The sequence below is a fragment of the Virgibacillus sp. DJP39 genome, assembly GCF_049310925.1.
In the GTDB taxonomy this organism is placed as follows: domain Bacteria; phylum Bacillota; class Bacilli; order Bacillales; family Amphibacillaceae; genus Virgibacillus_F.
Genome location: NZ_JBMERP010000082.1, coordinates 1 through 15735, shown reverse-complemented (window position 1 = coordinate 15735; position 15735 = coordinate 1). Strand labels below are relative to the sequence as shown.

The following is a 15735-nucleotide window of genomic DNA, read 5'->3' as shown; positions in this document are numbered from 1 at the left end:
ATAGGAAGGAAGAGCGAAATCAGGAGGGGATATATTGACGAATCCAATTGTAATGAGATCCTTGGATGAAATTCAATTTTGGTCGAGAATTATGAAGGAGCATGCTTTATTTTTAAGCTTGGGATTTACCTATGAACAGAACCAGTTAATTGAAGAAGCCCAACAGTTCATCGCCCTTTTTGATCGAATAGAAGAAAAGTTGGCAAGGTTTTCTGTAAACTCGGATTTGCGCCAAGTTCAAGATTTTAACAAAGAGGTTTATCAGGCAGCTGTTGCCATTTGGAGTTACAAAAGGAAAGTTTTAGGGTTAACTTTACGTTGTGAAATTCGAACAAATAACTTTCCATTATTAGTTGACCATGTTAGCAGAGAAGCAGCTTATTTTGCCAACAGATTAAAAGACCTCAACGAAGGAAAACTTGCCCCCGAACCTGATACAATTATCCAAGAAAATCTATTTTTCTTAAAGATTATGGCAGACCATTCCAAATTTATCGGACATCTTTTAGATCCTTCCGAAAGACAGCTAGTGGAACAGGCTAGGGAATTTAGCCATGATTTCGATCAACTTGTTTTTCAGGCAGTTGATTTAGACTCTATGCGTCCGCAATCTAAAACCGTACCAATACTGGATCAATTCTTGGATCAAAACAGAGTTTCAGTAGTTTCATTACGAGATTTTAAGAAAACAGCTAGAGAGTTAATAGAGGCTTGTCGCATTAAAAGTAATATTCATCCACTCCTAGCTGATCATACATTTAGAGAAGCTGAAAGATTTCTGGAAATTATAGATTTATTTGAGGCCCAACTTTCAAGATCAAATCAGTAACAGTAGTCTAGTGAGAGTTTGTGATTGACTGTTATACACATTTTTAGTTGTAAATTACACCTGTGTTGTTAAATTTACAAATTGAAGATGCCGGAGATATTCAATCATATCTCCGGCATCTTCTTTCCATCATATAAAAAATACAACCTGATCTAATGCCAAATTATACGTGATTAGATATTAAAGACTACTTCCATCAATTCAATGGAAATCCACTTCTAGGGATTATTAAACTATACCGCCTGCGTATATTAGAAACTGTCGGAGATTCAAGTCCCTCTATACATACTTCCGGTGTACCTTCTTCCCGTCATACGAATACAGAACCTTCTTATCCTCAACATACGTTTCCATGTTTACAATCCGTCCCCATAGCTGATAGATGTATGGCAGTACATTTTCTAAATATGGAAGGTTCAATTCGGTTCCTTCATAGCTATGAACCAAATAAAGTTCACCGTTTCGCATATAGTCACCGTCTTCTACACTTAAAAACGGAAATCCACCGTTCACCCGCATCGAAATAAGTTGCTCTCTTACATTTTCGTAATCTTTATCTGTGATTTTGTAATCGCGCCCCTGCTTTTCAAACAAATACATATCTTCCTGCCGGACAAGGTCTTTTGTTAAGTAGTTACGGATAAATGAAATGTCGGATTCAATTTCACGAACCTCAAACATCTTTTCCCGGCCTGAATTCGGTTCTACTCCTAACTCGAGCATTTCATCGGTTGGATTGTTGTACCGTTCTTCGATGTCTTCAAAGATCTTTAGACCCAGGTAATACGGGTTAATTTGTTGTTTGGATGGTTGCACCACGCTTGCGTTTAATGAAGCAAATTCAATCGCTTCTGAAGTCGTCAGGTCCATTTCCCTTAGGATTCGCTGATGCCAATAGGAAGCCCAGCCTTCCTTTCGTAGAGGTGTTTTTTCCGAAAGGCTTTTGTGGCGGTACTTTGAAGATACTTTTCAGTATTGAAGTTGTTATTAGTAGTACCAGAACCGAGACAGTTTATTGCTTTTTCTTCACTTTTTCACAAGTGAAACTGTGATACCTATTCAAGAATACGATTTTTTGTTTGACTACACATAGAAATTCCAGTAATAAAGCAGCTCAATAACTGAATATAAAGTTATAATTATGCCTACATTGATAATGAGGTGATAGTATGGAAATTATTTTGACGATACAGTTCCTTATAATCGGTGGTTTAATCTGGTATATAAAGAAACGAAGTGATTATGAGGCATCATTAATTGCTCGCAAGATTGAATCTGGCTTAAATCTTAAGAGAACTATGGCTATGGGGTTAGCGGCTAGATTTAATTATCCAACAAAAAGGAATGAAGATAATGAAATTGTTTTCGAAAAGGCAACAAATATCTTTCTCAAGCAAACTCCATATGAATTTGAAAACTTTGTATCCGATATAATGGAGAAAGTGTTTGGTGGTAAAGCCTATACTACTACAAATTCTGGTGATTTTGGTGTTGATTTTGAACATGACCGTGAAGATGGATTATATCTTGGTCAAGTAAAGGTTTATAAAAATGATTTAGATTTTAGCCCAATAGCACTGATACATTCAAATATGGTTAAGCAGGGTGCCATAGGTGGTTATGTTATAACCACTAGTGACTTTACATCGGCAGCCAAAGTATATGCCAAGGAACTAAATATAGAGTTAATTGATGGTGTGGAGCTTGTTACCTATTGGTTAGAATCGATGGAGTCAAAAGTTCATGAACTAAGAGGTGAATTTGCATAATAAATCACACCTCTATCCTCAACATTCATGCCCAAATCAACTCATCATAGTTTTATTAGAAGTATAGTTAATTTTAATCCCTGGAAGCTTCAAAAAACATGTAATATTTGTTGGGTATCCATAACCGTTTTTTTTGCTTGCTGTAAAGTAAGTTTGTACTTTTGCCCTTGTGAGTGCCACATAGAATACACCCAATTCATCGATAAAGTCACTTTCGTTTTCCTCATGTATCTGAAGTTCGCAGTTTTTTTTGTACAAACACTCTTTGCACATCCCCATGTAATTTGGCATGGAGTCTTTTTCTAAATCAGGAATTATAACATAATCCCATTCCAGTCCTTTTGCTCCAAATACAGTAGAAATAATTACTTTCTCATTTACATATTCTATATAGTTTTTTAACCCCTTACCTGAAAAGAAATTAAGAATAAAACTTCTGCGTTCTTCAAAAGAAAAATGTTTCCAAATTGTTTCTTTGGATACATTGTCTACAAAGATTTCTAATAAAGTTAATAACGCTTTTGTTTTTATTGTTTGTTTAGTAACTTCTAAACTAAATATTGAGTAGAACTCACGTAAACTTTTTTTAGTTATTGAATTTTTCCCACCAATAAATTCAATAAACTTATTCAGACATTTATTGTGAAATTCTATATATGTTGGATCTTCATCCTGTAAATATAAACCATTAAAATAAGTAATATTATTCTCATCTAGAACTTCCAAAACTTTATCCAAATTCTTACCTCTTTGTCTAAACAAAATTGAGATCTTTTCTTTTGTACCGTGAAGAGGTAACGCTTGTATTAAATCCACTATCCCTTGTGCTTCTTCAGTTTGGGATTCGTATAGGTTTAAATTAACAATACTCTGACTAATTATGTCCGGGCTTTGTGGATTTTTCGCAACAGCCCTTACATTTTTATCTAACAACAGCATTTCCTCGTTATCCATAAAACGGTAATTCTTTTGCAAGTGGTGATACTCCATATTATAGTATTCTGCTGCTTCATCGAGTAAGTAAGGAATTGCACCAATAAATCCATATATCTTTTGAAGTGAGTCTCCAAAAAATTGAGCTTTCATATTTTCATTTATTAATAATTTCATAAGCCCCCAATTTAGCAAGTTTGTATCTTGAAACTCATCTATAATAATGGATGAGAATATCTTTTGGTAGAACTTAAGAACATTTGGGAATTTTTTAAATAACATTTCTGTCAATAGAATAATACCATCATGTGTGATGAAGTTATTAGGCAGTAAATTTGAAACAAGAATGTCTAAGTAGCTGTCTTTATATTGTTCTATACCCTTCGAATTTAAATTTCTTATGCTATTTTCAAGGGCATGAATTACTTCCTTTTCTTTTGTCGTGAGGGTGCTATCTACACGTAAGTTAATAATTTGTATTTGATCTATATTCTTTAGGTTTTTATGAATTAGATAACCATATTTACCTAGGACTCTTCGACAGAATCCATGATAATTAGTAACCAGCAGTTTTTTAGTAGCAATTTTAGTATCAGGTTCTAATTGATCTTGGAGTAGGATTGGTAATTCCGAAGTGATATCTCTTTTTATTTTATGCGCTGCATTAATGCTAAAAGTAATGACAAGAATTTTCTTATGATTTATAACGTTTTTTTGAATGATATCATATGCAATTTTACTTATTAATGTTTTGGTTTTTCCATAACCAGCCGGTGCTTCAACCATTATTTTATTTGCTGTAGAATAAATTGCATTTAACTGTGATTCGTCATCACCGTGAAGTTCATAGAATTTATCATGTGCATTCGTTTCCTTACTCATCTATATCACCCACTGCGCATTTAATAGCATCCTTGTACACTTGAGGGATTTCGCTTACAAAGGTTGCTAATTCTCTCCCCATAATTATGCCTTTTAAATTAGAGAATTGTTTAGACATCCTATCTCTCAATTCTTCCTTTAACAAAAATAAGTCGTGAGGTTCTAATAAACTAAACTCTTCATGCAAGTCAGGATTAGATCGGTTTATACTAATATTTAATCTGTTAGCTGCTCCAATCAGTAAGCTTCTTTTCTCAGGAAGGTTTTCAATTAAGAATGACGCGTAATCACATATTCCAAAATAATTAGTCATTTCTTCTTCAAAGTCTACCAATTCAGTCTGATATAAATTACTTAAGTCTTTAAATGCCTCTCTGATACTATTGCCCTGGTCTTTATCTATTACTCCAACTGTTTTAACACCAAATTCATTAAATAATTCCATTAAAGGGGGTACACTATTAACGCTTCCAGCATTGACTATCCCAATTCCGAACTTATCCAAATCAATACCCATACGCTTTGCAAATATAGGAAAAGCCCCTTCTTCTGTTTCACCTTCAACAATTAGAACCACCCTAGAGTAAAAAGCTTCCTTTACTAAGTCCATGTTTTTATTGAGATGTTTTTCAACGTCTGGTTGAAAATGGATATTCGTACCACTTTTCACACTTAAATCACCATTGCTATCGGTATAAAACCTGATTATATGCTTATAGTTATCTTTAATTACATATGGGGAATGTGTAACGAAAATAAGTTGTCCGAATACCTGTTCTACATTAAACAACTCTTTTATTAGACTGTTAAAATTAGAGTCATCACCAGACGTAATATCTGACAAATACTTTATTAAACTACGTTGCATATATGGGTGTAAGTGAATTTCAGGTTCATCAATTCCTATAATAACAGGTAAAAATCTTAAACCATCATCATTTTCTAACATCGTATTCATCGATTTATTTTGTTTTTCAACTATGCTATAAATCCTATCGATAATAACCAATGGAATAAGATTCAAAAACTGTACTCCATAACCCATTTCGTTTAAATAGTGTTCTCCTTTTCCCTTTAAAACGATCAATTTAGATAGCACTTTTTCAACCTCACTATCTAAATGTGCAGCTATTGAAAAATCACTAATCGTTTCAATCTTTTCAATGCTACGGTTTAAATAATCCAATAAATTAGTAAATTGATCTTTATCTATAAATTCATTTTGTTCTTCATGACTTTCGCTTAAATACCTATCAACAAGGTATTTTAAAAATTTCCCTCCACCTTTTCCTTTGTCAAAATTTAATTCGCTTTGTGGGTTCCTTAAGGAAGAGTAATTAATAAAATTTAATTGTTTTATTGATTTATATGTAATCTCTTCCTCGGTTTCAGCATGAAAAAATTTAAAAATATCATCTGGAGATTCCTGCTTAAGAATAACATTTATATTGTTTACTTCTTCCTCTGGAGAAAAGTAATCGTCAAAGATTCCTATTTCCTCTTCTTCCAATTCGAAAGTAATATGTATTTCAATCGAAACCTTTTGATTGTTAAAGTCCTCGTCTCTAAAGTATCTAGAACTTGAAATTGTATTTAACATTCTTAAAAAATTAGATTTCCCTAAATTATTTTCTCCCACTATAAAATTGATTTCCGGGTGTAGAAAAACTTCCACTCCATCTAGGTTTCTATAATTCCATATTTTTGTTCTTTTGATTTTCATCAAATTCCCCCACATTTTCAATAAAGAATGTACACCAATTAATATTGATCTTATTGTTGTAAGTTAAATAAAAAGGCAGCTGTATTTATATAGTAGCTGCCTTGAAGATTAAAGTGTTAAAAAAGAACCTCGTCAACTTTTTCATAACTCCCTAACAATTTCCCCATCCAAAATATCTTTCCGCTTCTCCCAATCCGGCATCAAGGAGTAAAGCATCTTATAAAAGCCATCACTATGATCATTGTATTTAAAGTGAATCAACTCATGCAACACAACATAATCAATACAATGTTTCGGTGCTTTGAGTAAATCAAGGTTGAGAAGGATTGTATTAGAGTCCACTAATGCTGAACCCCACCTTGCTTTCATGACCCGCATATCCATGCTTGGTCTTTCAATTCCATATTTTTGTACTAATGGATACAGTTTATCTAAAGACTCCTCAAATGCTAAATGAGCCTTTTTACGATACCAATTCTCCATTAGTTTGGATTTACGACTATAATCGTTTGTATCTTTTACAAATAGATATATGAAACCACGATAATACTTTACTATTTCTTCATCCTCTGCCGGCTTTACACGTAAGCGATACTGCTTGCCCAGGTATTTAATGGATTCACCACTAACATATTCCCTTTCACTTTGCTTATATGGCTGCACGTCTTCAAAATGTTTTACTTGTTTTGAAATCCAACTTGCTTTGCCCTTAACAAAGTCATATATAAAATCGAGTGGTACATTTTCAGCAGCTGAAACAGCCACGGTCATATCAGGTTTAATATTCAGATTAACGTTTTTTACCTTTTTCCGTTCAATGACAAAGTCAATTTTCTTATTCCCGTACGCTATTTGATGTTTTTCCATGTTGTCACAGCCTTAGTAACGTCTTAGAGCAACTGTTTTGATCTGCTCAATAATCTTATCAATTTCATCATAATCTAATTTGACCTGATGCTCTTTTGAAAAATCAAATAGGAGATCATCTAACTCTTGGGCAATACGATTATGAATTTCGATATTATCGTGCCAATCAACCTTTTGGTGTTCTTGTATGATTTTATCCATGTCTAACGCTAAACCACCTAGGACCTCATAGCTCGCTGTCGTTTCATTCACTTCACCCATAATGTCTTTTGTTACACCATAAAAAGCTTGAGCATTCGGATTCTTCTTAATTACATCTGGATAATCGCCGGTCGATTCACCTTCTCGATAATCCTTCACAATTTCTTTCATTTTGTTTAAGTATTCTGCTTCTGAAATACGTTTATCTTTATACGCTTGTATCGCTTCTTCAATTCGTTCTGAAAAGCTTTTATAAAATGCAGGGTTTTCATCCCATTTCTTACTTACACTTTTGGATAAACGAGTACGAATAGCATCTGCTTTTGCTCTTTTGGACCCTAATCGATCCAACTCTTCTTCAAATGCTTTTTCGTTTAAAATATCAACCGGATTTGTGATACGCATTACTTGTTCTGCAGCAATATAATTATCCATTAGCTTTTGCATTTTTGCTTCGTAATCTTTATGATCAATCGTGTCAGAGTAACGGAATTTTACACTTTTTCGTAGTTCTTGATAAAACTTTAAATCCTTTTTATACGTTTGTAATTCTTCAGGCTGTAGTGCGTTATAAATTTTTTCGGATTCTAATGCTATACCAAGATTGCGACCGAAATTACTTAACACATCGTAGAAGTTATTTCGTAACTCTTCATCCTCAAGTAAGACTTCGTATTCTTCTGTATCTTGTTTGTTTTTTATGGAAGAAAATATCTGTAATAGGTCCGAGTGATGCTGACGCAGTTGCCCGATGACACTAATCACATCATGGATAGCACCTTTTATGTCTTTTGGGTCGAAGTTTTCCAGACCCGCACCTGAATACATCTCTAAGGCTTGATCAAGTTTTTCTAACAAACCACGGTAATCAATAATAAAACCATATTCTTTACCCTCATAAAGACGGTTCACCCTTGCAATCGCTTGAAGGAGCGTATGTTCTTTCAACGGTTTATCAACATAAAGAACTGTTGCCCTGGGAGCATCGAAACCTGTAAGTAATTTATCTACAACTATTAGTAAATCAATGTCATCCCCATGAACAAACTCCTCTTTCATGGACTCCTCATATGCTTCAGGTGTACCGTGGCGATCCATCATCTTTTTCCAATGTCGTTGTACTCTATCTTTTGATTCTGTATCCACCGCTTCATGTCCCTCACGCTGATCTGGAGGCGAAATCACCACTGCACAGTTTAAATCTCCCCACTCCTCAAATGCCTCTAGGTATCGGATTGCTTCTATCTTACTATTTGTGGCAAGCATCCCCTTAAATTGGCTGCCTTGCACCTTATAGTTGTTTAAAAAATGTTGATTAATATCATAAGCAATCATACTCAACCGTTGATCAGATGAAGCAATTCGTTCAAATATGCTCCATTTTTTCATGACTTCATCTTTTTGCTTGTCATTTAAGTTACGTGTAATCATTTTAAGCCGGTTATCAATTGCTTGCTGATTTACTGACTGATCAATCATCTTTCCCTCATATAAAAGAGGAACGATAGTATTATCTCGCACACCGTCGGCAATGGTATAAGAATGAATCAGCTTTCCAAACTTGATCATTGTACTTTTCTCTTTTTTCATAAGAGGGGTTCCGGTAAAGCCCAGGTAACAAGCATTTGGAAAAACCTTTTTCATTTTATGATGAAGTTCCCCGTATTGAGTTCTGTGGGATTCATCTACTAAAACAAAAATATCTCTTGATTCAATCGGTTTCTGTTTTACAGAAGCTTTATCAAATTTATGGACTAGGGTTGTGACAATATCAGCATTGTTGTCGTTAATTAAGTCAACCAGATGACTACCTGATCTGGCACGGCTAGCTTTTAACCTTGTGTGATTAAATGTCTTATGTATCTGTCCATCCAAATCCACCCGGTCTGTCACCACTACTACTTTGGGGTTATAATCAACTAACTTTGACATGATGTACTTCGCCAACATGACCATCGTTAAGCTCTTACCAGAACCTTGTGTGTGCCAAATGACACCACTTTGACGATTTCCATTTTCATCTCGTTCATCAATTGTTTTAAGGATTTCTTTAATCGCAAAGTATTGCTGATAACGAGTGACCTTTTTTTCATCTTTTTCAAATAGCGTAAAGAAATGTGTCAGCTCTAATAAACGATCCGGTTGGAATAAGGAGACTATGTTTTTATCCTGGACTGTCGGTAAACGACCTTGGACTGTTTCATCCAATAGCGCTTGCAGCCATTTATCATGCTCTTCCTTCCACACAGACCAAAACTTTTTCGGCGTATTACATGTTGCATATTTTGTTTCGTTTTTATTTGTAGACATGACAATCTGAACATACTTAAATAACTGAGGAGCATAGTCTTTCCCTTGATTCCGAACCATTTGGCTTATACCTTGTTCCATTGAAATAGATGCTTTCTTACACTCAATTACCACAAATGGAATTCCGTTTACAAAGAGCACTAAGTCAGGGCGAACAGTTCCACGCCCATCCATACGTTCAACTGAGAATTCTTCTACAACATGAAAATCATTATTCTCGAAGTTTTCCCAATCAATAAATTGAATTGTAAATGATTTTTTTGAACCGTCTGGTAGAAATTCTGTATAGGTACGCCCTAACATAAGCGTTTCAAAAGTCTTTTCGTTTGTTTTGACAAGACCATCCGTTAATGGTTCGTCCAGATCACGGATTGCTTGCTGAATATTAGAGTCACTGAATTTATAGGTAAATCCTTTGTATTCGTAGGAGTTGAACTCCTTTAGCTTTTCTTCTAATACTGAATTCAGCAAAACATTGTGTAGATTCTCTCTTAAAGTCTCTACTTTTCCAGGAGCTAAATACATGTAACCTAAGCGTTGTAATACCTCAATTGCAGGCTGCTGGCTAATATAACGTTCATCATAACTATTAGCGCTCTCCACTTTCACACCTCCGTTATTATAAATGAAGAAAAAAAGAAAAGCATTAAACTTTTACCCGTATTTTTCCTGTTAATAGTAATTGCATTATACCTACTTTTTGTTGTTTTAATTCGGTAAGTTCTTTCTCAAGAGTTTTTACTTCTTTATCAGCAGTTAGTAAGATAGCACTAATTTTTTTTTGTTCTTTTAATGGAGGTATTGGTATTTCAATCGTAGAAAATTCTTTCCATCTTAAACTACCTCTTCTGTCTACAGATGCTGACATCATTGATTTATAAATCCTTCTATAATTTTCAGTCTTCAACAATGCGTATAAAAACTCATTATCAATATCTTTGTTAGCCCTAAATACTGTGTACATTGGACTAACTAAACCGTAATCATATTCTTTTTGCAAACCTATTGAACCTTCCTCAATATGGTTTGTTGCATATGCAAAGTCACCTTTTGCTACTACTTTATATTTTGACAAGTCAGAGCCGAAAACTTGTTTTCCAAAATACTCTAAAGAATCCACCAAACCACCATGTTTAGTACAAGAAAGAACTTTTAGTATTTTATGTTCCTTATTCTTACTAGTTATTTGTTGACCTATTTTATCCATCTTTATAAATTGCCAATCTTGAGGTATGATAAATCTCTTCACCTCTTGAAACCCTCGTGGTGTTATACCACTATTGATCTGGTTATGACGATCTTGTAATTGCTCTATAGTAAAATTATCACCATCATCCCAACGAACATGTCCCCATAGTAATCTCTGCATTAATCCTTTCTTTTGCTCTTTTTTCTGGTCGATTAGCTTTTCTTTTAGCTCAATTGCCTTGTCCCAGGTTGAAAGCAACCTGCAAATTTCATTTATCTCATCATTTTTGAAAATAGGAATCTGAAATTCCCCAACTTGTTTAAGACTTAGATTTGGTTGTGCACCTACTGTCTTAATAGAATTAAAATACCTAGTGAATAAGCTACTACTTAAAAGGTATTTAATATAAAGAGGATTAATCTGTTGTTCCAACCTAATTATTGCTAACGCTTGATTAGTATTAGCCGGAAGATATTCAGCTTTAATAATGCTTGTCTTACCTATACTTCCTGCTATTGAAACTAATACATCATCTTCATTCAATCTTGATCTACTTAATACCTCATCACATTCAATACTAATTTTAGGTGTAGAATCAATATCAACATCCCCATTTTCTAGGATATTCTCGGTTTTCACAAAATTTATTCCTTTACTTTGATATTCAAATCCATATGAAGTTGGCGTTGTCCCCTTAGTAATAACAACAGACAAGTCACTTAGCTTTTTTATATTCCAATCATCTGGAATAATCCCCAAATCTGATGTCTTATACCCCTCTGGAACTTCTCTACGGCTTATCGCTTTAATCCTGTCTTTTATTTCCTGATACATATATTTCACCTACAATCCAAGCTTTTTTAAAAACTTTTCCATCTGTGCTTCTACGTCTTGTAACTCTTGTTTTATATTTGCAATATTTCCATGAATCCTCTCCATATCTACTTGCTCTTCTTCATCAAAAGTATCTACAAAACGAGGAATGTTTAAGTTATAATCATTCTTTTTAATCTCATCTTCTGTGGCTACATACGAATACTTATCATTTGTTTCAAACTTTTCATATGTGTCTACAATTGCTTGAATATCTTCCTCGCGTAATTTGTTTTGATTCTTCCCTTTTTCATAGTTCTCTTCACCAGAGGCATCAATAAAAAGCACATCTTTACGCTTACGGTCTTTTTTGAAAACCATGATACACGCGGGGATTCCCGTTCCAAAAAACAACCCAGCTGGTAATCCAATAACAGCGTCAAGTAAGTTCATTTCAATTATTTGCTGACGAATCTTCCCTTCACTTGAACCCCTGAAAAGGACTCCATGTGGCAAAATTGTCGCCATACGACCATTTTCTGCTAATGAATAAAGCATATGTTGAACAAAGGCATAGTCACCTTTTGAACTTGGCGGTACTCCCCATTCAAAACGCCTATGTGGATCAAGACCTGATTCCATTTTAAATTTTTTATCGTTTGTTCCTTCTCCAGCAAATCCCATTGCCCACTTATCTAATGAGAAAGGAGGATTAGCTACAATAGCTTGAAACTTCATTAACTTTCCCTCTTCTAAATGTAGTGGATTGGCTAATGTGTCTCCCCATTCAACTTTTGCATCATCAATCCCATGTAAGTACATATTCATAAGCGCTAATGAATGCGTTGCACCGTTACGTTCTTGCCCATAAATGGCAACCTTTTTATTTGGAACCTGGTTAGCTACTCTAATAAGTAATGATCCAGAACCACAGGTTGGATCATAAATCCGATCATTTTCTTCAGGCTTTACAAGACGTGCCAATAATTCTGATGCCATTGCCGGTGTGTAAAATTCTCCGCCCTTTTTCCCCGCATCTGAAGCAAAGCGTTCAATCATATATTGGTAGGCGTCACCAATCACGTCTTCATTACCAACAACAGAAGGTTTTAATGTTAGCTTGTTAAAATCCTCTAACAATGAACGAAGCATTGAGTTTCTCTCTTTGGCTCTTCCAAGAGTTGCCTCACTGTTAAAGTCAATATTGCGGAATACTCCACGAAGTTTTCCAGTGTTTTCATTTTCCATCCGTTCCAATGCCTTGTTAATGATTTCACCAATTTCAGAGTCATTACGCTTACTATATAAATAATCAAAAGTTGAAAACTCATCTAAAACAAATCGTTCTCTGGACAGAGCACGGTTAATACGTTGTTCATCACCATCGTATCGCTTTGTATATTCTTCTAAATTCTCTTTATAAGCATCGCTTAAATATTTGATAAACAACATTGTTAAAATGTAGTCTTTATATGTACTTGAATCAATTTTCCCTCTAAATGTATCAGCCGCTTGCCAAAGTACAGAGTTGATTTGTTGTTGTGACACTTGTTCGGTCATTATTTTTCCTCCTAAATTCTATAACAGTTAAAAATACTGAAAAGAGCATCAAAATGTATTTATATTACCTATCTTACACTAAAAAAGAGCTAGGTTAAATAAGACAAGCACGGTTATCAATAGAAACGTAACTATACTTTCGTAAAATTACAACAGTTAGTTTACCCATATCAACTTATGCTTGTAACTTTATTGTCGTAAGAAGGAATTCCTCTCGAACTATTAAAATGATTAATGTAAAGTTACTAATTTCTCCGGTTTGTAAAGATACTGGGGTAAACTTACAATAATTAAATCACCAATTTAACTTTACCAGAATAAGTTTACTATTGTATGTTTGCATAACTATCTATTAAAGGAAGCCTGTCCTAATCATCAGGAGTGACCCCAATTCTGCTCTTCTTATACCTGGATCACCATATAAAGTGCCTTTAGTTGAAATCCTTATAATAACAGGCTTTTCCACCCCTAGCTATCTGCCGATTACGCCTTGACTTTCCTACCTTTTCGCCGATGCAGTCACACCAACTAAAATGCTCGTCCTATAAATTGGGACAAGCAAATCCAGAATCCCTATGATGGACAAGCATTCAGGTGGACTTCACGCGGCTGTAGGTCGGCGCTTAGGTAGGAAAGCGATCGCATTACTATGTAGTTGCCGAAAATTTCGAGCTTGTCCTACCTTTATGCCGAAAAGTCGGTTATAGCGGCGTTTATGAATTTCCCATTGTTTAGTTTTTATTAAACCATTATCTAAAAATCAATCATTCTATTTTAAGGCAAAAAAATATCCCTTTCTATTCGTTTAAGAAAGGGGGATTTCGTAGTTAAATGTATCCTCAAAATATTTTGTGGTCATCTCTATTTTACCATCCTCATCAATGACTAATTCATCAATGTAATTTACAAGAAATCGCCGAAGCTTCTTAGTTTCTTTTAAATCACTTACCTTTTCATATAGATCGTCAATCCAATGTTTCCAGAATGGCTCCATTTTAAGCGTCTCATCAATTAGGTCGATTTTGTTCTGTAATATATTAATATCACGTCTTATATTTTGTGTTTCTTGATTTATATTTTGATTTGCAATTACCAATGCTTTTCTAAAATCCTGATTATCATTGGGGTTATTTCTGGATAAAACACTCAATTCCCTTTGAACATTGTTTACCTTTGTTTCATTTAACATTAACTCATTTTCTTTCTGTACCAATGCAATTTCGTACAGACCCTTATCCTTATGGTATTCTTGCTGAACTTTATCCTTTATCTCCGCTGCTTTCTTTGTTGCGATATCCTTACAAACCTTTGTAACAAGTTTGTGAATCAATTCGATTTCCACTTTAAATCTGCAATCAAGGCAAATATATAACTGCTTCCCAGAACCTTTTGATTTTTGATTCTTACACTTCATAGGAACATCGCACTTTTTACACTTTAATAAACTTTGAAAGTAGTAATTAGTTGTGTAATACTTTGGGTTTACCTTTTTGATCTTCTTTTCGGTATAAATTCTCCAGCAGTTTTCCCATTCTTCTAATTCAATCGCTTTTGGTATGATATTACTTATTATCATCATCCAATCTTTACGGTTTTCATTGATTGAATTATTTGAGCCCTCAATTCTTCTATTGTAGGTCAGATAGCCGGCATAAAAGGGGTTAGTAATAATATTCTTCACGTGATCAGAACGCCATTCTTTCTTCGTATCTTTACGATTTAGCCTAGTAGCAATCGCGCTAAATCCTAAGTCTTTCTGGTATAGTTGAAAAACTACTTTCACATTATCAATTTCTTCATCCATAATTGAAAATTCTTTTTCTGTTGAATCATATCGATATCCATAAGGAGCCTTTCCTCCCGTCCAGGTCCCTTTCACAAGGAGTGACTTTAATGTACTTTTGGTCCTCGTCCGAATATTATCGAGCTCAAGCTTTGAGTAGCCATCATCAATGACTTGGTTTATGAGATCACCTTCATCATACCGATCCCCACTTTTACTGATATAAACTTTAATACTGTTATCTTTAAATACTTTTCTAATTTCTTGGTGTTCGATTGGCGATCGGGCAAAACGATCATGACTGTAAACGACGACAAAATCAAAGTTTCCAAGTTTCGCATCATTCAACAGTTTAGCCATATCCTCTCGTTGTAGAAGGGGAACTCTGGAAGAGACACCTGAATCAATGTACCATTTATGAAAAGTTCCAGAATGTTGTTTTACAAATTGCTCTGCATAAAACTTTTGTTTATCAATACTCATTTCCTGCTTCTTTGTTGACTTTCTCCCGTAAAATGCACCACGTTTACCTTCTAACATTTTGCAACACCCAATCTACATCACCCTTTCTTTAAACTGGTTTTTTTATTTCAATTTCTACTTCTTGATCATTAACCAATTCAATTTTTTCAATATATTTTTCAATTAAAACGTCTTTTTCCTTTTCTAGCAGTTTCTTGGATATTATCACTTTAATTTCATCGAAGTCTTTCCAGGAATTTTCATGGTCTTTCCCCATTTCCTTCAGGTCAATGATTTCCTTTTCTTTCTTCTCTATTGCTTTATATAAGTCGACTATTTTTTTATGATAACTATCCTGGTGATCGATTAACCATTTTTCAGTTAGTTCGCCTATAGCAACTTTTAATTTGTTAA

10 protein-coding genes and 1 pseudogene are annotated in these 15735 nt (G+C 34.4%); 2 read left to right on the top strand and 9 right to left on the bottom strand.

Annotated elements, in window-relative coordinates:
* Positions 1 to 34: 34 nt before the first annotated feature.
* Entirely contained in the window at positions 35 to 829 is a 795-nt protein-coding gene (locus tag ACOI1D_RS18190; RefSeq protein WP_422503248.1) for a DUF2935 domain-containing protein, read from the top strand.
* Positions 830 to 1108: 279 nt separating this feature from the next.
* Here ACOI1D_RS18190 and ACOI1D_RS18185 read toward each other — a convergent pair.
* Positions 1109 to 1747, bottom strand: a pseudogene (locus ACOI1D_RS18185) (SpoVR family protein); the annotation flags it as partial.
* Between the two features lie 251 nt (positions 1748 to 1998).
* Between ACOI1D_RS18185 and ACOI1D_RS18180 the strand changes: the two are divergent.
* Complete coding sequence (locus ACOI1D_RS18180; protein WP_422503246.1) at positions 1999 to 2598, top strand: restriction endonuclease; 600 nt, start codon at positions 1999 to 2001, stop codon at positions 2596 to 2598.
* A gap of 36 nt (positions 2599 to 2634) precedes the next feature.
* Here the strand turns inward: ACOI1D_RS18180 and ACOI1D_RS18175 are convergent, their stop codons facing one another.
* The 8 genes from ACOI1D_RS18175 to ACOI1D_RS18140 form a co-directional block, all read right to left on the bottom strand.
* Positions 2635 to 4413: a UvrD-helicase domain-containing protein gene (locus tag ACOI1D_RS18175; protein WP_422503245.1), complete on the bottom strand. Its 1779-nt coding sequence runs from the start codon at positions 4411 to 4413 to the stop codon at positions 2635 to 2637.
* Positions 4406 to 6136, bottom strand: a complete 1731-nt coding sequence (locus ACOI1D_RS18170) for an ATP-dependent nuclease (protein ID WP_422503244.1) — start codon at positions 6134 to 6136, stop codon at positions 4406 to 4408. The genes ACOI1D_RS18175 and ACOI1D_RS18170 overlap by 8 nt, the downstream gene beginning before the upstream one ends.
* 141 nt (positions 6137 to 6277) lie before the next feature.
* Positions 6278 to 7003, bottom strand: coding sequence for a M48 family metallopeptidase (locus ACOI1D_RS18165; RefSeq protein ID WP_422503242.1), 726 nt, complete (start codon positions 7001 to 7003; stop codon positions 6278 to 6280).
* Between the two features lie 12 nt (positions 7004 to 7015).
* Complete coding sequence (locus ACOI1D_RS18160) at positions 7016 to 10117, bottom strand: type I restriction endonuclease subunit R (protein WP_422503241.1); 3102 nt, start codon at positions 10115 to 10117, stop codon at positions 7016 to 7018.
* A 43-nt stretch (positions 10118 to 10160) separates the two neighbouring features.
* The gene (locus ACOI1D_RS18155; RefSeq protein WP_422503239.1) at positions 10161 to 11537 is read right to left on the bottom strand and encodes a restriction endonuclease subunit S; all 1377 of its coding nucleotides are present in this window, start codon (positions 11535 to 11537) and stop codon (positions 10161 to 10163) included.
* 9 nt (positions 11538 to 11546) lie between these two features.
* Complete coding sequence (locus tag ACOI1D_RS18150; protein WP_422503238.1) at positions 11547 to 13076, bottom strand: type I restriction-modification system subunit M; 1530 nt, start codon at positions 13074 to 13076, stop codon at positions 11547 to 11549.
* Positions 13077 to 13881: 805 nt separating this feature from the next.
* Positions 13882 to 15399 (bottom strand): recombinase family protein, encoded by a 1518-nt coding sequence (locus ACOI1D_RS18145; protein WP_422503237.1) that lies wholly within the window; start codon positions 15397 to 15399, stop codon positions 13882 to 13884.
* 31 nt (positions 15400 to 15430) lie between these two features.
* A partial coding sequence (locus ACOI1D_RS18140) for a hypothetical protein (RefSeq protein ID WP_422503235.1) occupies positions 15431 to 15735 on the bottom strand: 305 nt, incomplete at its 5' end.